The sequence below is a fragment of the Aeromonas veronii genome, from assembly GCA_041319085.1.
GTDB lineage: Bacteria > Pseudomonadota > Gammaproteobacteria > Enterobacterales > Aeromonadaceae > Aeromonas > Aeromonas veronii_F.
Map to the genome: position 1 here is coordinate 720,353 of CP101033.1, position 18,070 is coordinate 738,422.

The 18,070-nt window shown below is 59.3% G+C and carries 13 protein-coding genes and 2 pseudogenes; 10 read left to right on the top strand and 5 right to left on the bottom strand.

All coding sequences use genetic code 11. From position 1 onward, the window contains the following. Window positions 1–70: 70 nt before the first annotated feature. A complete protein-coding gene (gene argR / locus NMD14_03735; protein ID XEI33554.1) occupies window positions 71–541 on the bottom strand; it encodes a transcriptional regulator ArgR in 471 nt (156 codons plus the stop codon). 201 nt (window positions 542–742) lie between these two features. Between argR and NMD14_03740 the strand changes: the two genes are divergently transcribed. The 7 genes from NMD14_03740 (at window position 743) to NMD14_03770 (ending at window position 7,208) form a co-directional block, all read left to right on the top strand. Continuing rightward, on the top strand, window positions 743–1,483 hold the full coding sequence (locus tag NMD14_03740; protein ID XEI33555.1) for an ATP-binding cassette domain-containing protein: 741 nt from the start codon (window positions 743–745) through the stop codon (window positions 1,481–1,483). A gap of 24 nt (window positions 1,484–1,507) precedes the next feature. Next, window positions 1,508–2,245: a lysine/arginine/ornithine ABC transporter substrate-binding protein gene (locus NMD14_03745; GenBank protein ID XEI33556.1), complete on the top strand. Its 738-nt coding sequence runs from the start codon at window positions 1,508–1,510 to the stop codon at window positions 2,243–2,245. 3 nt (window positions 2,246–2,248) lie between these two features. Continuing rightward, on the top strand, window positions 2,249–2,899 hold the full coding sequence (artQ, locus tag NMD14_03750) for an arginine ABC transporter permease ArtQ (GenBank protein ID XEI33557.1): 651 nt from the start codon (window positions 2,249–2,251) through the stop codon (window positions 2,897–2,899). A 3-nt stretch (window positions 2,900–2,902) separates the two neighbouring features. Continuing rightward, complete coding sequence (gene artM, locus NMD14_03755; GenBank protein ID XEI33558.1) at window positions 2,903–3,565, top strand: arginine ABC transporter permease ArtM; 663 nt, start codon at window positions 2,903–2,905, stop codon at window positions 3,563–3,565. 221 nt (window positions 3,566–3,786) lie between these two features. After that, a complete protein-coding gene (gene mdh / locus NMD14_03760; GenBank protein XEI33559.1) occupies window positions 3,787–4,722 on the top strand; it encodes a malate dehydrogenase in 936 nt (311 codons plus the stop codon). Window positions 4,723–4,859: 137 nt separating this feature from the next. Next, window positions 4,860–6,239 (top strand): IS4 family transposase, encoded by a 1,380-nt coding sequence (locus NMD14_03765; protein XEI33560.1) that lies wholly within the window; start codon window positions 4,860–4,862, stop codon window positions 6,237–6,239. Between the two features lie 384 nt (window positions 6,240–6,623). Then, the gene (locus NMD14_03770; GenBank protein XEI34708.1) at window positions 6,624–7,208 is read left to right on the top strand and encodes a flagellar protein MotX; all 585 of its coding nucleotides are present in this window, start codon (window positions 6,624–6,626) and stop codon (window positions 7,206–7,208) included. A gap of 79 nt (window positions 7,209–7,287) precedes the next feature. On the opposite strand, the pseudogene NMD14_03775 reads toward NMD14_03770, so the two are convergent. After that, a pseudogene (locus NMD14_03775) lies at window positions 7,288–7,662 on the bottom strand (globin domain-containing protein). Window positions 7,663–7,771: 109 nt separating this feature from the next. Between NMD14_03775 and NMD14_03780 the strand changes: the two are divergent. Further along, the gene (locus tag NMD14_03780) at window positions 7,772–8,239 is read left to right on the top strand and encodes an Rrf2 family transcriptional regulator (GenBank protein XEI33561.1); all 468 of its coding nucleotides are present in this window, start codon (window positions 7,772–7,774) and stop codon (window positions 8,237–8,239) included. A gap of 313 nt (window positions 8,240–8,552) precedes the next feature. On the opposite strand, the gene NMD14_03785 is transcribed toward NMD14_03780, so the two are convergent. Then, the gene (locus tag NMD14_03785; protein XEI33562.1) at window positions 8,553–9,773 is read right to left on the bottom strand and encodes a DEAD/DEAH box helicase; all 1,221 of its coding nucleotides are present in this window, start codon (window positions 9,771–9,773) and stop codon (window positions 8,553–8,555) included. A gap of 214 nt (window positions 9,774–9,987) precedes the next feature. Next, window positions 9,988–10,488 (bottom strand): thiol peroxidase, encoded by a 501-nt coding sequence (tpx, locus tag NMD14_03790; protein XEI33563.1) that lies wholly within the window; start codon window positions 10,486–10,488, stop codon window positions 9,988–9,990. Window positions 10,489–10,675: 187 nt separating this feature from the next. Here tpx and NMD14_03795 point away from each other — a divergent pair, with 187 nt between their 5' ends. Then, complete coding sequence (locus NMD14_03795) at window positions 10,676–13,132, top strand: zinc/cadmium/mercury/lead-transporting ATPase (GenBank protein ID XEI33564.1); 2,457 nt, start codon at window positions 10,676–10,678, stop codon at window positions 13,130–13,132. Window positions 13,133–13,326: 194 nt separating this feature from the next. On the opposite strand, the pseudogene pulA reads toward NMD14_03795, so the two are convergent. Continuing rightward, window positions 13,327–17,357: pseudogene (pulA, locus tag NMD14_03800) on the bottom strand (pullulanase-type alpha-1,6-glucosidase). 262 nt (window positions 17,358–17,619) lie between these two features. Between pulA and NMD14_03805 the strand changes: the two are divergent. Beyond that, window positions 17,620–18,033 carry a hypothetical protein gene (locus NMD14_03805; GenBank protein XEI33565.1) on the top strand — a complete coding sequence of 138 codons (414 nt, stop codon included), beginning with the start codon at window positions 17,620–17,622 and terminating at the stop codon, window positions 18,031–18,033. Window positions 18,034–18,070: the final 37 nt, after the last annotated feature.

The following is an 18,070-nucleotide window of genomic DNA, read 5'->3' on the forward strand; positions in this document are numbered from 1 at the left end:
GAAAACAAAAATCCCGGCCAAGGCCGGGATTTTTCGTTCTGGCGTGACCGCTATGACGCGGTAGCCACCATTACGGGGTCTGTTCGAACAGCTCGAGGGCGGAGAGGTAGAGCTCTTCGATATCGGTGTCGCTGGTTGGGGTGATGAAGATGGTGTCATCACCGGCGATGGTGCCGAGGATCCCTTCTGCCTTACCGAGCGAGTCGAGCAGGCGGGCGATTAGTTGGGCCGCGCCCGGGCTGGTGTGGATCACCACCAGTGCGCCGTTGTGGTCGACGTCCAGTACCAGATTCTTGAGCGGACTGGAGGTGGTGGGCACGCCCAACTCCACCGGCAGGCAGTAGACCATCTCCATCTTGGCGTTGCGAGTGCGAACGGCGCCGAAGCGGCTCAGCATACGCGATACCTTGGACTGGTTGATGTTCTCGAAGCCCAGCTCTTGCAGAGCGGTGACGATTTCTGCCTGGGAGCCAAAGCGCTCTTCTTTCAGCAAGGCTTTAAAGGCCTTGGCCAGTTTTTCTTGCTTGTCGTTGTGTTTCATCTTGGTCTCACGAATGAGGAGGTGTGGCGGCCTGTGTGACACAGGCGGCAGATACGAACAGCGAGGCCATTTTGCATTCATATGCCGTTTTTTGCAAGGAATCGGCGCCTGTTCTGCATATTGATTCAAAAATAGCTTGCATCAACCGTTATTGGGGATAGAATCGGGATGATATTTTGAAAACTTATTCAATTGGGCTGTATGGGTATTGAATTAATAGGTATTGAGAAGTCCTGGCACAAGGTGCAGGTTCTGCAACAGATAAGCTTTCGGACATCTCCCGGTGAAACCTTGGTATTGCTGGGCCCGAGCGGTGCTGGCAAGAGTTCCCTGTTACGGATGATGAACCTGCTGGATACCCCGGATGCGGGTGTTCTGCGGATTGGCGAAAATGAATTTTCTTTCCCGAACACCCTCTCTGCTGCCGAATTCAACCGCCAGTCCCAACTGCTGCGTCGCAAGGTGGGCATGGTGTTCCAGCAGTACAATCTCTGGCCCCATCTCACTGTGATGGAGAACCTCATCGAGGCGCCCGTCAAGCTGCTCGGCATGAGCAAGGAGGCCGCCATCGAGAAGGGGGCCTATCTGCTGGCCCAACTGCAACTGGCCGACAAGCGCGATGCCTGGCCTGCTCGCCTCTCCGGCGGTCAGCAGCAGCGGGTGGCCATTGCCCGTACCCTGATGATGGATCCGGAAGTGCTGCTGTTTGACGAGCCGACGGCCGCGCTCGATCCCGAGATCACCAAGGAGGTGGCCGAGATTATCCGCACCCTGAGCCAGACCGGCATTACCCAGGTGGTGGTGACTCACGAGGTCGATTTTGCCCGCAAAGTGGCCAGTCAGGTGATCTATCTGGAGAAGGGGCGGATCATTGAATCCGGCACCGCCGCCATTTTCCAATCCCCGCAAACCAGCCGGTTTGCCGAATTTTTGATGCATTGATACTGAATTGATAAGGAAGCTGTCATGAAAAAGAGTCTGTTGTTGGTTGCTGCCATTGGCCTGTTGAGTACCTCCGTCATGGCCAAAGAGATCAAGTTCGCCACCGAGGCCACCTACGCACCGTTCGAATATCTGGATGACAAGAACGAGTTTCAGGGTTTTGACATCGATCTTGCCCGCGCCATCTGTGAACAGGCCAAGCTGGAGTGCAGCTTCCATAACCAGGCCTTTGACAGCCTGATCCCCAGCCTGAAATTCCGCCGCTATGACGCTGCCATCGCCGCCATGGACGTGACCCCGGAGCGGGCTGCGCAGGTCGATTTCTCCGACATCTATTACGAAAACTCGGCAGTATTCGTCGCCAAGAAAGAGGCCTTCAAGGGGCCGGAAGATCTGGTCGGCAAAACTGTCGGCGTGCAGAACGGCACCTCTCACCAGTCCTATCTGGTGGATAACTGGGTGAGCAAGGGTCTGCTGACCGTGCCTTACGCCAGCTACCAGAGTGCCTTCCTCGACATGATGAACGGCCGTACCGATGGCGTGTTTGCCGATAATGCGGTCGCTGCCGACTGGCTGAAACAGCACAAGGAGTATGCCGTGGTGGGTACGCCGGTGACGGACGCCAAGTACTTCGGTACCGGCTTTGGCATCGCGGTCGCCAAGGGCAATCAGGATCTGCTGACTCAGCTGAACAAGGGGCTGGCCGAGATCAAGGCCAACGGCACCTATCAGAAAATCTTCGACAAATACTTCGCGCAGTAAGCCATGTTGAGCCTGTTGTTGGATGCAGCCTGGATGACCCTCGGGCTGGCCTTGGCATCACTGGTCGGGGGCATGGTATTGGCACTGGCGTTCAGTGCCGCCGAGCTCAGCAAACAGCGTGCGCTGGTGTGGCCGGTGGCCACCCTGACCACGCTGATCCGTGGCCTGCCCGAGTTGTTGGTGGTGCTGTTCATCTACTTTGGCTCGACCCAGGTGCTGTTCCTCATCACCGGCGAGTATGTGGAGTTCAGCCCGTTCGCCTGTGGCGTGTTGGCGCTCTCCCTGCTGTTTGCCAGCTATGCGACCCAGACCCTGCGGGCGGCGCTCAATGCGGTGCCTGCCGGGCAACGATTGGCGGCGCTGGCGTTGGGTCTGGGCAAGAGTCACATCTTCTTTCGTATCGTGTTGCCGCAGGCGTGGCGTCACGCCCTGCCGGGCCTTGGCAATCAGTGGTTGGTGCTGCTGAAAGACACCGCGCTGGTCTCCCTGATTGGGGTGAATGAGATGATGCGTCAGGCGCAGATGGCTTCGGCCAGAACCTATGAGCCCTTCACCTGGTATGCCGCCGCAGCCCTCATCTATCTGGCCATCAGTCTGGTGAGCGAGTACGGTCTCGCGCTGGCTGCCCGCTACACCCGCCGCTACGGAGGCTAATCGATGCAAGCGTATTTCGTTACCCTGCTGGGCGGTCTGCTCACTACGCTGGAGCTAACCCTGTTCAGCTTGCTGCTAGGAATCGCAGTGGCGGCCCTGATGACCTGGGTGCTGGAGCTGCGCCTGCCGGTGGCGACCCAACTGGTGCAACTGTGGGTGCTGATCTTTACCGGTACGCCACTGCTGATTCAGATCTTCCTGATCTACTACGGGCCGGGTCAGTTCGAGTGGCTCAAAGCCAGCCCGCTCTGGCCACTGCTCAAGCAGCCCTGGTTCTGCGCCGTACTGGCGCTGGGTTTCAATACGGCGGCGTACTCCACCCGGTTGTTCAAGGGGGCGCTCGATGCCATCCCGGCCGGTGAGGTGGAAGCGTGCCGGGCGCTGGGTTTCTCCTCCGGTCAGACCCTCTGGATGAAGGTGCGCCACGCCGCCCGGCGGTTGGTGCCTGCCTACTCCAACGAGGTGATCCTGGTGCTCAAGGGGAGTTCCCTCGCCAGTACCATCACCATCATGGATATCATGGGTCTGGCGCAGGGGTTGAATGCCCAGACCTACGATACCCTGGCGGTGTTCGGGGTGGCTGGCGGGCTTTATCTGGCGATGAATGGATTGTTAACAATTGGTTTTCGCTGGTGTGAAAAACGGGCGCTGGCATTCCAATCCTGAGGCCTTCAGACCTACCTCTTTATGGTAAGGAGAAGTGCAGAAAAACTGTGCTTCTCCTCCAACTTTTTGTATTCCCCTCCAATTTTTATTCCCGCGTGTTTCGTGGCTCACAGAACCCGTGACTGCAACTGTTATCAGATTGTTTTTTATGGGGCGATCCATTAAGGTTGGGCGCACAACAAGAAACAACCTTAAACCTACGCTTAAACATGGAGTTGCTCATGAAAGTTGCCGTTCTGGGTGCCGCTGGTGGCATCGGTCAAGCCCTCGCTCTGCTGTTGAAAAACCGTTTGCCGGCCGGCTCCGAGCTGAGCCTGTATGACATCGCCCCGGTCACTCCGGGCGTAGCCGTAGACCTTAGCCATATTCCGACTGACGTTGCCATCAAGGGCTTCTGTGGTGAAGATCCGACTCCTGCGCTGGTTGGGGCCGATGTGGTGCTGATCTCCGCCGGTGTGGCACGCAAGCCGGGGATGGATCGCTCCGACCTGTTCAATATCAACGCTGGTATCGTCAAGAATCTGGTCGAGAAGTGCGCGGCCACGTGCCCGAAAGCGCTGATCGGCATCATCACCAACCCGGTCAACACTACCGTCGCCATCGCCGCCGAAGTGCTGAAGAAAGCCGGTGTCTATGACAAGCGCCGCCTGTTCGGTGTCACCACCCTGGACGTGATCCGCGCCGAGACCTTCGTCGCCGCCGCCAAAGGGCTGAATGTGGACAAGGTTCGCGTCAACGTGATCGGTGGTCACAGTGGTGTGACCATTCTGCCGCTGCTCTCCCAGATTGAAGGCGCCTCCTTCACTGCTGAAGAAGTGGCTGCCATGACCAAGCGCATCCAAAATGCCGGTACCGAAGTGGTTGAAGCCAAGGCCGGTGGCGGTTCCGCGACCCTCTCCATGGGTCAGGCGGCCTGCCGTTTCGGTCTCTCCCTCATCAAGGGTCTGCAGGGCGAAGCCAACGTTGTTGAGTGCGCCTACGTGGAAGGCAATGGCGAGCACGCCACCTTCTTCGCGCAGCCGGTGCTGCTGGGCAAGAACGGTGTCGAAACCGTACTGGATTACGGCAAGCTGAGCGCCTTCGAGCAAGATGCGATGGCAGGCATGCTGGCCACCCTGGAAGCCGATATCCAGCTGGGAGTCGATTTCGTCAAGTAAGCGGGTTCACCATGCTAACAAGGGAGCTTCGGCCTGTCTCTTATACACAAATCCCCAAGCATCGCTTGGGGATTTTTTTGAACCTTTTCCCTTCTCCGTGATCTGACTCTTTTGCCATCCCTTATCACGGCTCTAATATGCATCTCACCCAACTCGAACAATGGGCATTCGACCAGTTTGGCCATGCCAATCTCAAGGACCCCAGACGCACTGAACGTCTCGTCAAACTCGCCACCGCCCTTGCTCAACAACCCGGAGATTGCGTGTCACAACTTCCCCTCTCACCCGCCGACATGGAAGGCTCATATCGCTTTATTCGCAACCACCATGTCAATGCCGATGCCATTGCTGATGCAGGCTTTGCCACCACCGCAGCCCTAGCCAGGGACTACGACCTGTTGCTGGCACTGGAAGATACCACGGCCCTGACCTTCAACCATGCCAGCGTCCATGATGAGCTGGGGCACACCAATCAAGGCAGTAGTCGCGCTCTGCTGGCTCACTCCGTCTTGTTGTTTGCTCCGCATAAATCGCAGGTGGTCGGCATGATTGCACAGCGTATCTGGACCCGTGATGTCAGCAAGCGGGGAGAGAGCCACCGGCATGCCACCCGGCCTTACAAGGAGAAAGAGAGTCGCAAGTGGGAGGAGGCATCCGTGGCCTTTGCCGCCCGTCTCGGCACTCAGATGGCCAACGTTATCTCGGTCTGTGACCGGGAAGCGGATATCTACGAATATCTGCATTACAAGCAGAGCAACCAACAACGCTTTGTGGTGCGCTCGATGCAAAGTCGCTGTATCGAAGAGCATGACCACAAGCTCTACGACTATGCCCGGCAGTGCCACTCTGCCGGCACCAAGGTCGTCAAAATACCGCAGCGGGGCGGCAGAAAAGCCAGAGAGGCCGTGCTCGACATCAAGTTTACCAAAGTCACCCTAAAGGCTCCGGCCAACAAGCGTAACGAGCCGGATATCCCGCTCTACTACGTGGGATGCATTGAGCAGGGCGATGCCTCTGACCGGCTGGAGTGGCACCTGCTGACTAGTGAAGCCGTGACCGACGATGCACAGGCCCGCAAGGTTATCGGCTATTACGAGCGGCGCTGGCTTATCGAGGATTATCACAAGGTCTGGAAGAGTGCCGGCACTCGGGTAGAAACCTTAAGGATGCAGAGCATGGATAACCTGAAGCGGATGTGCGTCATCTTGTCGTTTATCGCGGTGCGTCTGTTGCAATTGAGGTTTATCAACGAGGAGTCATCGGCACAGAATCAAAGCTGCGAAACGGTGATAGGCCCGACGGGGTGGAAGCTGCTTTGGCGAAAGGTAGAGAAAACGCCGTTGCCAACCAAGGTGCCGGATATGAGATGGGCGTACCGGAGCCTGGCCAAGCTGGGGGGCTGGAAGGACACTAAACGAACGGGGCGGGCTTCAATAGCGGCATTATGGGAGGGCTGGTTTCGACTCCAGACCCTCCTGGAAGGCTACGAACTGGCGCAGTCTCTTGAGCACCAATAGTTGTGATCAAGAGACAGGCTTCGGCTCCCTTTTGTATTGATGAGATCCGCTCGGCAAGCTAAGGGGATGGGAGTTGGTGCCGATAACAGAGTGCAGCAGGAGATCCTTATGATGAAACCCCTTACCCTTCTCATTCTTGTCGGTGCATTCACCGCGCCCCTCTATGGGGCCGAGGCGCTATCGGCTGCCGTATCGAGCGATGCGCCTGCAGCAAGTGCATCGGCACCGACCGCAAGCAGTGCTGCGGTGGCAACGGTGCCTGTCTCTGCTGCTACGGCTACGCCCTCTGAGGCTGCCCCCGTCTTGCTCCCGGCCGAGCCTGTCACGCCGGTCGCCAGCCGTGGCGAAGGAGCGCCGCTGCCACAACCGGCGCAGCCTGCCGCGGTGGGGGCGCCTCCCGCGCCCCTGGTCGTTGGTAAATTGCAGGCGGTACCGCTCTATCGACAGGACGAACTGCTCAACTGGATTGAGCAGGGGCGCCATCTCACTCAGGTAAAGCGGGATCGCTGTCAGTTGACTCAGGATATCGAGGCGCGTGCCTCAGTGATGAAGATCCCGGCCTATCAATTCCTCTGGGGGGATATGCTGGCGTGGGGGGTCTGCACCAAGTCCAATGCCGAGCTCGGGGTGCAATATATGTGGGAGGCGGCCAATCAGGGGTTGGCACCCGCGCTGGAGCAACTGGGCCGCTACTACTGGAAGGGGACCCTAGTGCAGAAGGATCTGGTGCGAGCCGAGACCCTGATGCGCGAGGCGGCCAGCCTCGGTTTTCTGCGCGCTCGCATCGAGTGGGTCGAGATGCTGCTGCAGGGGATGGGCAGTCCGCTCGATTATGAGGACGCCTATCGCTGGCTCCATGGCGCTGTCATCGGTGACAAGGCGCTGCACCAGAAGGCGGCGAGTCTGCTCAACCGTCTTGGCAACCGGATGCCGGCCAACGTAGTGGCCCGTGCCAAGGCGATGCATTGATCCAAAACATGACTCACAGATCTGCATCTGTGGGTCCGGTTCCTGTCGCCGAGCCATGACAGGCCGGAACCCGCCAGATGATGTCGGCCAGCACGCCATATGCGTTGCCCTGCCCCTCGTCGGTGACCGCACTTTCGCCCCATTCTTTGAGCGTGGCCAAGAGATGGCTACCCACAATGTGATATTGTTCCGGCTGGATCAGGAGTCCGGAATGTTTATGCGCAATCCGCTCGACCGTACCGACGAGATCCCCACATTGTCGATATTCTTGGCGTAAGCCGCGACCGCATTGAACAGGGCCAGCGGCTGGCCGCCACTGCGTTGATGGCCAGGTTGAAGATATCTTTCAGCTCCGGGTTATGCGTTGGTAGAGGTGCTGGGTGAGGGCAGGGCTTGCCGATCCGAGCAGCGGAATGGTGCTTTGGATGACGGCAACCGTAGTTTGATCTAGCATAGAGTCCTGATTTTAATTCGACATATTAAATGCCATTTAATAATTGGCATCCTAGATATTATTTGATTTGAATAAATACTCCATCTTTCGCATCGGCTAATCAGGTTTTATGAGACTAACCAGTTATACAGATTTCGGATTGAGAGCCCTGCTCTATCTTGCCACCCTGCCAGAAGGGGAGTTGTCGAGCGTTGCCAAGGTATCGGCACTGTATGGCGTTTCCCGCAATCACATGGTGAAGGTGGTCAATCAGCTGGTGAAGCTGGGCTATCTGCAATCCCAACGGGGCAAGAATGGCGGTATTCGCATGGCTTGCGATCCCGCCACCATCAATATCGGGCAGGTTATCCGGGCGTTGGAAGGGAATCTGGACGGGATCGACTGTGGTTCTCCCGCTTGCCACATCGTCTCGGTCTGTCTGCTCAAGAGTGCGCTGCGAGAGGCGATGGATGCATTTTTGGCAGTGATGGACAGCTATACGCTGCAAGATCTGTTAGCCAACCGTGACGAGTTGCAACGGGTCTTTGGCGAGTTGATTCCGACGTTGGTGCTGGCGTCGGATGAAGAGGATGAGTGATCGGAACAGGGTTGCCAATGACCTGTCTTTTATACCGATTTTTGACCCACGCTACCTGAGCCTATTCACGCCTCGATAGGGGGGTTATGGGAGGGCTGGTTACCGCTTAGCCTTAAAGGCTATCAACTGGCGCGCTCTCTAGAGCATCAATCGTGGTGGTCACGAGCCAGACAAGCGTTGCCTCTGCTACCAAATTCACCGACCGTTACCACGATCTGCACTATATGCTCACGCCGCCGCCACCGGCCAAAACAGCGGGAGCAACCGAAACCGGCGAAACACAAGCTCATGGGGAGCAAGGCACACCCCTAGGTCAGCGCTTGCCCTTGAACTGTTTGACGCTACGCTTGGCCTGAGTACGGCGATTGGCCTGCTTGTCGCGGGCTGGGCGCTTGCCCTCGCCGCTGGCAGGCTGGTCGGTGACCGGGAATCCGGCTAGATCGCCCAGCGGCAGCTCGCGGCCGGTCAGGGTTCGAATGGCTTGCAACATGTCACTCTCGCCATGACAGACCAGCGAGATGGCCAGCCCCTCGCGGCCAGCCCGGGCGGTCCGGCCAATGCGGTGCACATAGACAGGGGCGCTGGCGGGCAAGTCCAGATTGATCACCACCGGCAGCGCCTCCACATGAATGCCGCGCGCCATCAGGTCGGTGGCGACCAGCACCCGTACCCGACCCGCCTTGAAATCATTGAGCGCCTGCTCGCGCACCGCCTGCTCCTTCTCGCCATGGAGGGCGGCAACCGCAATGCCCGCCTTGGCCAGCTTTCTGGCCACCCCGTCGGCATCATCCCGCGCACTGATAAAGACCAGCACCTGCGGCCACGCCTGCTCCTTGAGCAGGCTGATGAGCGCCGGCACCTTGCTGCTCTTGTTGACCAGATAGAGCCGCTCTTCGATCTCGTTCACCACGCTGTTGAGGGGGTTGGCCTCGATGCGGGTGGGTTCGCGCAGCAGGCCGTTAGCCAGCGTCTCCAGCTCGGCAGGCAGGGTGGCGGAGAAGAGCAGGGTCTGGCGATCCGCCGGAATAAAGCCGAGCAGCGCCTTGATGTCGGGAGCAAAGCCCATCTCCAGCAGACGATCCGCCTCATCCAGCACCAGCTGTTGCAGACCATCCAGCCCCAGCAGTTGCTGGGTCAGCAGATCCCGCAACCGCCCCGGCGTGGCGACCAGCAGCTGTGGCCCCTGCGCCAATTCGGCCTGTTGCCGCTCCTGCGCAACGCCGCCACACAGCGTCACGATGCGCAGCCCCAGCGCCTCGGCGCCCTCTTTAAGCGCGGCCGTAACCTGAATCGCCAGCTCGCGGGTCGGCACCAGCACCAGACCCTGCACCCGGCTGGAGGCGGGATCCAGCCGCTGCAGCAGCGGCAAACCAAACGCCAGGGTCTTGCCACTGCCGGTCTGGGCCAGCGCCAGCAGATCCTGCCCCGCCAGCGCCGCCGGAATGGCCAACTGCTGGATGCGGGTCGGCGTCTGTAAGGTGGCGGGTAAAGAGACCAGCAGAGCGGGATGGAGGGCAAGTTCGCTAAAGGTCATGGCGCTACGTCAACAAAGAAGTGGGAGGCGAAGTCTAGTGAGCTGGTAGCCAGAAGTAAAACCCAATTCTGAACGGTCCACTGCCCTCATGTCGCGTCACAACCTGCGCCGCCTGCGAAAGCCAAGTCGACAAAGCCCACCACCAAGGCCCCTCTGCACCTTGTCGTTCAGGCATAAAAATCCCGCCGCAACGGGATTTTTCAAACCGGTATTCTTACAGGACAGCCAGTGCGGCAGCGTAGTTCGGCTCATCGGCCACTTCGGCGACCAGCTCGCTGTGCAGCACCTTGTTGTCACCATCCAGCACCACGATGGCGCGAGCGGTCAGCCCGACCAGCGGGCCGGAGGAGAAGGCCACACCGTAATCTTCCATGAAGGCCGCGCCACGCAGGGTGGAGAGGGTCACCACCTTGTCCAGACCTTCGGCACCGCAGAAGCGGGACTGGGCGAACGGCAGATCGGCGGAGATGCACAGCACGACGGTGTTATCCAGCGCACTGGCCTGCTCGTTGAACTTGCGCACAGAGGTGGCGCAGGTCGGGGTATCGATGCTCGGGAAGATGTTCAGGATTTTGCGCTGACCAGCAAAGCTTGCCAGGGTCACGTCCCCGAGATCCTTGGCCACCAGGGAGAAGGGCTTGGCTTGTTCGCCGGCGACCGGGAAGTGACCAGCGACGGAAACCGGGTTGCCTTGCAGAGTGACTGAGTTGCTCATGTGTTATGTCCTTTTTGTGGGTGTAGTAAAAATTCAGTGATCCAGTATAAGCCTGTCACGTCCTCACAAACACCCGATAACATCAGGGGAATGAAAGGGGTTGACCTTGGACTTAACACCAAGGTTTAGACTCCTTCTCGGTAATCAGGGATCTCGCAGGGGCGGGATCCATCAAGAGGGACTCATCATGAGCAAATCCTGCTGCAGCCATCAACACGCCGCCGCCCCCATCAAGGCCGTCAGCAAGGCGGCCTCCGGCCAGAGTGAGCATCACCACGATAGCCACTGCTGCGACAACACCACGCCCGTCAGTTGCTGCTCAACCCCGACGACTCATGAGCACGCATCTCGTGACGGCAATGAATCACCCGGGGATGAAGAGCCTCCCCGAGGAAGCTGTCACGATCAAGCGTGCTGCAACGCCCCCTTATCGCCAGCTCACGAACATGAGCATGAGCACGATATGCCACCTGCCGACCCGCTGGTTGCACCGGAGCAAGGCAACAGCCGCCACAGCTGGCAGGTATTGGGGATGGATTGCCCCAGCTGCGCCCGCAAGATCGAGACCGCCGTCAGCCGGGTGAGCGGCGTGCAGCAGGCGCGCGTGCTGTTTGCCACCGAGAAGCTGGTGGTGGATCTGGCCCCAGGTCTCTCCCCCGATCCCGTCACCGCCGCCGTGCTGGCCGCCGGTTTCCGGCTCAAGGGGGAAAGCGCTGGCAAGCAGGCAGGTGGCCGCGAACATACGTCACAGTCGACCCTGTTGGGCAATCTGGTCGGCAAGGTGTCCAGTCACTTTTTGGGCAAATATTGGCAGCCCCTGTCACTGGCCAGTCTGATGCTGGTCGCCGCCCTGCTGCCGAAAGAGCTCGGTCAGCCACTCTTTACCCTGGCGACCCTGTGGGGCCTGTGGCCTATCTCTCGCAAGGCGTGGGCACTGACCAAAAGTGGCTCCCCCTTCGCCATCGAGACCCTGATGACGGTCGCCGCTGTGGGGGCCCTGTTCCTCGGTGAGACCGCCGAAGCGGCCATGGTGCTGCTGCTCTTTATGCTGGGTGAACATCTGGAGGCCTACGCCGCCGGGCGCGCCCGAGCCGGGGTGACCGCTCTGATGGCGCTGGTGCCCGACAAGGCGCTGCGCATCCGTACCACTGCCGAGGGCGAGGTGCGGGAAGAGGTCGGTGCCGATCAACTGCGTCCCGGCGATATCATCGAAATAGCCCCGGGTGCTCGCTTGGCAGCCGATGCCCGTCTGCTCGATGAGCTCGGGGCGTTTGACGAGAGCGCCCTGACCGGTGAATCCATTCCGGTGGAGCGCCGTCAGGGTGACAAGGTGCCGGCCGGTAGTCTGGCTGCCGATCGGGTACTGCGTCTTGAAGTCGTCTCCGAGCCCGGCAACAACGCCATCGATCGCATTCTGCACCTCATCGAGGAGGCCGAAAGCCAGCGCGCCCCCATCGAGCGCTTTATCGACCGCTTCAGCCGCTGGTACACCCCGGCCATGATGCTGGTTGCCCTGCTGGTGGTGCTGGTGCCGCCCCTTGCCTTCGGCCAGAGCTGGGACGAGTGGAGCTATCGCGGGCTGGCGCTGCTGCTCATCGGTTGCCCCTGCGCGCTGGTTATCTCCACCCCAGCGGCGGTTACCTCCGCACTGGCGGCGGCAACCCGACAGGGGGCGCTGATCAAGGGGGGTGCTGCACTGGAGCGACTGGCCCATATCGATACCGTGGCCTTTGACAAGACCGGCACTCTGACCCTGGGCAAGCCGCAACTGACCGAGCTGGTGAGCCTCAATGGCCAGCCGGAAACCGAACTGCTGGCGCTGGCGGCCGCCATCGAGCAGGGTTCGCACCACCCGCTGGCCCGCGCCGTGGTGGCCCAAGCCAATGCACAAGAGCTGACGCTGGCCGATGCCCGCGACCTGCGCGCCCTGCCGGGTATGGGTGTTGAGGGGCGCATCAACGGCGAGCTGTGGCAACTGCTGGCACCGAGCCGGGTGGCGACCCTGAATGCGGAACAGCAGACCCGGATTGCTTCGCTGGAGCGACAGGGCAAGACCGTCGTGGTGCTCTGCCAGAGCAACGGCGACAAGGCGCTGCCGGTCGCCCTGCTGGCGCTGCGGGATCAGATCCGGCCAGAGGCCGCCACCGCGCTGCAAGAGCTCAACCGACTCGGGCTCAACAGCATCATGCTGACCGGGGATAACCCCAACGCTGCCGAGGCGATCGCCACCGAGCTGGGCATGGGCTGGCGCGCCGGCCTGCTGCCGGAGAACAAGGTAGAAGAGATCGCCAAACTCGCCAGCACCCGGAAGGTTGCCATGATCGGCGATGGCATCAACGATGCCCCCGCCATGAAGCGGGCCAGTATCGGCATCGCCATGGGGGGCGGCACCGATGTGGCACTGGAGACCGCCGATGCGGCGCTGACCCACAACCAGCTCGGCGGCATCGCTGCGATGATCCGGCTGTCGCGGGCGGCACTGGCCAATATTCACCAGAATATTGCGCTGGCGCTGGGACTGAAGGCCATCTTCCTGGTTACCAGCCTGCTCGGCATCACCGGCCTATGGATTGCGGTGCTGGCCGATACCGGCGCTACCGCGCTGGTCACTGCCAACGCCCTGCGCCTGCTGCGCAAGCGCTGATCCCGCACAACCAGAAATAGTGAAACGACCACTGCCGCCCCAACCAGGGCGGCTTTTTTACATCCGGTGGCGGCAAATAAAAAGCGCGCCTGCCGGTCGGCAGTCGCGCTTTGCTTACTCTCTCGGAGTTATCCCACCCTTGGCAAGGTGGAATTCAACCCGGGGACGCCGAGCCAGCCCCCAGAGCTAATCACTTATTTGGGGCTGCACTCCTGAATAATGCCGGTACCAGGGGCCGCACCGGTGGGGTCAACTTTCACCAGGAAGCTCCACTTGCCTTGCGCCAGGGTGATCTTGTTATTCTTGGCACCAGAGCCCGGTGTGGCAGCAGCAAACGGATAACCGGTTTCTGCCTCAATTACATCGCCACCGTTAAACAGGTACTCGTGTTTCCAATCTTCATCAGCCAACTTGAATTCGATTGGCGCTGCGTAATCAAACACCACCTGATAGATAGCCAGGTCACCATCCATCCCCTTATAGTTCAGTTGATGCTCAGGTTTGACACCCCAACCATTCAGATCACCTTTGACAAACAGGTTGTGACCTAACGGATTACCGGCCACGGTGTCCAGCACCTTGCAGCTCTGCACCGGTTCGGTGTAGCTGACGCTCAAGGTCGGTTTAGCTTTATCCATGGCGGTAAAGACAAACTTGTAGCTACCGGCCTTGGTCACCTCGAACGGCAGGTCGCCCGTATTGAAGCAAAGGGAGCTGACCTTGCCTACTTCCAGCTTGTCACTGTCGGCACACTTGCCGTAGTTGATTGTGTCCCATCCAGAACCACCTATTTTCAGCGAGGTGCTTGCCAGTTGCTCTTCAGTGACCTCAACGCTGAACTCATACATAAAGTTGCTGGTAAAGGTCATCTGGTTGACAGCATCCCATTGGCCGAGGAAGCCGCGGACAAACACCTCGGTCTCACCAAACGGCGGTACAGTGCTCAGGTCAATCTTTTTGCCCACCGGCAGGCCACTGCCCTGCGCGCTGCCCTGCGGCTTGGTAAACACCGCCACTGACCAGCCATCGAGGGCCAGTTCGCCATCGACCACTGCCGGGTTGCCCGCCAGCTCGGTGACTTGCACCGGCTCCAGTGTACTCAGATCGATCGGCTTATCATCGCCATCGACAAAGTTGCCGATGTTCTGGCGCTCGTTGCTGGCGTTGATCACCACTACCAGACCGTCGCTCGTTTTATCGAAGTCGGCACCGGCTTTGACGCCATCATCGATGGTCATCACGATCAGGCCCGGGATTTGATCCGGCCCGGTGTTGCGGAAGTCGACCCGCTTGATGACCTCGGCGCCACTGCCCAGGGTGAACAGCGGTGAGGAGGCCCGCAGCGCCGCCAGCTCTTGGTAGAAGCCGACCATGGTTGCCATCTGCTCCGGGGTGGGCTTGGCGTGCATCGGCAGCACCTTGGCGATCAACTCATAGTTGTCGCGATCCTTGTCGGCACGTGGCAGCCCCTTGTCGTAGTTGTTGTCGGTCAGGCTGTAGTCGAGCTTGTTGTACCAGTCACCGGAGTCGTAGCTGTCGCGCTCCATCGACTTGGATCGCAGCAGTTCACTACCGGCATGGGTGAACGGGATACCTTGACCCAGCATGGCGGTGGCCAGCGAGACCGCTTGCATCCGCACCAGATCGGCCCCTTCTGTCGCCTTGTAGACGTTGATATCGAACAGGGTCTGGTTGTCGTGCTTGGAGACATAGTTCTGGATCTCCACCGGATCGACCGCATAACCTGCCGGTTGGCCGTTATAGTCGACATCCGCCCCTTTCTTGGGCACGCCATCCTTGTCGGTCAGCACAAACTCTTTCAGGTTGCCGGCCATGCCGAGGCGGACCAGGTCTGCCTGATGCAGGGCGGTTTCCAGCTCGACCTTGCTCATCTCGTTGTTGTCAACAAGTGCGCCGTTACCAAAGCCCTGGGTTTGGCGAATGCCATCACCGCCATCAAACGGACTGCCGCCGCGCACTGCATCACGCAGGCGATCGGAGAAGGAGCCGATGCCGGTGCCGCCGAGGTTCTTCTGGGTGGCCTGGACAAAGCGCTTGTCATTTTCCACTTCGCCGAAGTTCCAGCCTTCGCCGTAGAAGTACATCTCGGGGTTAATGGCTTTCACTGCCGCCAGCGCCTTGACCATCTGCTCTTTCGGGTGGTGGCCCATCAGGTCAAAGCGGAAGGCATCGACCTTGTAGTCACGGGTCCAGGTCACCAGCGAATCTTCGATCAGCTTGGCGAACATGGCATGCTCGGGGGCGGTGTTGGAGCAGCAGGTGGAGTTTTCTACCGCGCCGGTATCCTGATTCAGCCGCTGGTAGTACCAGGGCACGATCTTGTCGAGTACCGATTTGCTGCTCAGGCCTGCTTCGTTGGTGTGGTTATAGACCACGTCCATCACCACGTTCATGCCGATGTCGTTCTTGATGGCCATGACCATCTCGCGGAACTCTTTGATCCGCGTGGTGCCATCGGCATCGGTGGCGTAAGAGCCCTCCGGCACCGTGTAGTGGAACGGATCATAACCCCAGTTGAAGGAGTCGTGACCGCGGATGTAGCTATGAAGGTCTTGTACCTCTTCACTGCGCGGGTCCAGATTTTCCAGCACCTCGGCAATGGTGGCATCCCCGTTGCAGTTAGCTTTGTAAGCAGACTCCTTGACCGCAGGGTTAACCTCGCACAGCTTGCTAAACGGGTCGCTGATATTGGCGACTTTGGCTGGATCTTCGTTGACGGTGGCAATATCGAACACCGGCAACAGGTGCAGGTGGCTGACACCCTCTTTGGCAAGCGCTTTAAGATGAGTGACCGGCTTGCTGTCAGATTCGGTCAGGCCGACAAATTTGCCGCGTTTCTCTTCAGCGGTCGATGCATCGTTACCGGTCAGGTCGCGAATATGGGCCTCGTAGATCACCATCTTGGCCAGATCGGCGGAGGATTTTTGGCTATGGGGGGCTTCAAGCTCATCCCAGCCCGCGGGTTTCAGGCTGGCATCATTGAGATCCACCACCTGGCTGAATTCAGAGTTCATCGCCAGGCTCAGGGCGTAGGGGTCGGTGACCTCATACTTTTCAATCTGGCGACTTAGCGGGTGGTAGACCTCCAAGGCATAGCGGTAGTACTTGCCGACCAGATCGCTGCCCCCTTCTACACTCCAGCTACCGCTGGCATCGTCGAAGGTCATGGCGCGGGTTTCAACGGCCTGTTTGTTTTCGTCATAGAGTGCCAGCTTGACCTTGGTGGCGGTCGGGGCCCACAGCCGGAAGGTGACCTTGCCACCCTCGACCACGGCGCCATAGCTCAGCTTGGCCGCTTCCTTGGCATAGAGTGTATCGAGCAGGCCAGCGCTCTGCACCAGGGTGGCGCCTTGCAGCAGACCATCGTTATTGACCGCCATGGCCACCAACTCACCTTTGAGCAGCGGCTTCAGATCCTTGCCGGCAGGCAGTTTGAAGGCTTGACGATCTTTGAGGTGCGGATATTTGGCCTTTGCTCATCGCTGAGCTCAGTCTTGCTCAGGTTGATAAAGGGGAAGACAAATTCGCCGTTCTCGTTGGCTTCCACCTTGCCTTCGGGGGTGGAGTAGAGACGCACCCAGGGGTGATCGCCGCCGCCCGCCCAGATCAGAGTGTTGCCATCAATCAGATGGGCGCTGGCGCCAGCCACGCCAAAGGCAGCTTTAAAGGCAGAAGCACGATCGGGGAAAATTTCATTTTTGCCGGCGACAATCGCAATGGTGCGATCGGCATGCTCAGTGAAGTCAACCTTCATATCTGCGCCAGTGAGGTTCGCCTTATCGCCGTTACGGGCGATAAAGTTGATGCATTTTTCAACTTTGGCCAGCGGCACCACCCAGGCCGGGCCAAATTCATCGGCTTGCTCAGGGGTCTTGCTCTGGTCATCCCAGTTGGTGTTCAGGCCACTTTCGGCGATATCGTCGCAGGCCTCGTTGTTCCACAGGTGCAGGCTGTAGTTGGCGAAGGGGCCAGTGACCCCGCGGGCCGCACTGGTCTGGGTATCCACCAGGGCTATCACCGCTTGGTCGGGCCCGGCCACCAGTTGCTCTGCAGGGGGTTGTACATTGGGCAGACGGGCAATGGGGCCGTCCGTGGGTTCAGGGGTGGAGGGGGTTGAGGGGGAGGAGCTGTTGTCATTACAGCCAGACAAAAGCGCGAGTAGTGAGGCTGTTACCAGCGCCACTTTGGTCTTTTTCATATCCATATTTTTATAATTCCCGCTGTAGTTAGTCTCGATAGTCGAGCACCCGGTCATTGCCAGGCGGTGCCATATTAATCAGCGGCAATCGATTCAAATGTGAGCGGAAGGGCAAAAAAATCATCCAGTTTCAACAAGATAACGTTTTCAAGCTGAAACTTCGATCCGGCTCACAGACCTCGCAGCCATTTGGCCTCATATCTGGAAAACGGCAGCCACTGGGTCAGAAAAGCAATGTCTGATCAAGTGGATAGACAAGGAGTAAGCAATGAAACGGATTGAAGAGCAGGCAAGACGACTCGATCAGGAGTATCAGGCGATCGGGCAACTGTTCGACCAGTTCTGCCAGCAGGCTGGCGTCCTAGCCGAGCAGTATCACTTCTTCAACTGGCCCGATTATGAAGATTCGCCTCCGCTGAGCCGCGCCTTCACCCTGTTGGGGGAACCCCGCGAGTTGCGGCTGCGCTGTCAGCCCGGAGAGCGCTCCGCTCTCAATGGGGTGATCCAGGTGGTCTCGGAGGATGGAACCATCGATGCCAGCCTCGGGTTTCGCGCCGATGGCCAGCTGCTGCTGGAGTCCGGCAAGCTGCTGGACAACCCGCCCGGACTGTTGCTCAAGCTGCTGCTCGGCGCGGTGTGGCAACACAAGCCCCAGGAGGAGATCACCGGGCAACCGCATTGACATCAGGGAGCCAACGGCACTGAAACCAAGGGGGCCA

Excerpts from the sequence above, each read along its gene's own strand:
- mdh (XEI33559.1), top strand. The coding sequence starts at position 3,787 with ATGAAAGTTGCCGTTCTGGGTGCCGCTGGTGGCATCGGTCAAGCCCTC.
- argR (XEI33554.1), bottom strand. The coding sequence starts at position 541 with ATGAAACACAACGACAAGCAAGAAAAACTGGCCAAGGCCTTTAAAGCC.
- artM (XEI33558.1), top strand. The coding sequence starts at position 2,903 with ATGCAAGCGTATTTCGTTACCCTGCTGGGCGGTCTGCTCACTACGCTG.
- NMD14_03745 (XEI33556.1), top strand. The coding sequence starts at position 1,508 with ATGAAAAAGAGTCTGTTGTTGGTTGCTGCCATTGGCCTGTTGAGTACC.
- NMD14_03805 (XEI33565.1), top strand. The coding sequence starts at position 17,620 with ATGAAACGGATTGAAGAGCAGGCAAGACGACTCGATCAGGAGTATCAG.
- NMD14_03765 (XEI33560.1), top strand. The coding sequence starts at position 4,860 with ATGCATCTCACCCAACTCGAACAATGGGCATTCGACCAGTTTGGCCAT.
- NMD14_03795 (XEI33564.1), top strand. The coding sequence starts at position 10,676 with ATGAGCAAATCCTGCTGCAGCCATCAACACGCCGCCGCCCCCATCAAG.
- NMD14_03740 (XEI33555.1), top strand. The coding sequence starts at position 743 with ATGGGTATTGAATTAATAGGTATTGAGAAGTCCTGGCACAAGGTGCAG.
- NMD14_03780 (XEI33561.1), top strand. The coding sequence starts at position 7,772 with ATGAGACTAACCAGTTATACAGATTTCGGATTGAGAGCCCTGCTCTAT.
- tpx (XEI33563.1), bottom strand. The coding sequence starts at position 10,488 with ATGAGCAACTCAGTCACTCTGCAAGGCAACCCGGTTTCCGTCGCTGGT.
- artQ (XEI33557.1), top strand. The coding sequence starts at position 2,249 with ATGTTGAGCCTGTTGTTGGATGCAGCCTGGATGACCCTCGGGCTGGCC.
- NMD14_03785 (XEI33562.1), bottom strand. The coding sequence starts at position 9,773 with ATGACCTTTAGCGAACTTGCCCTCCATCCCGCTCTGCTGGTCTCTTTA.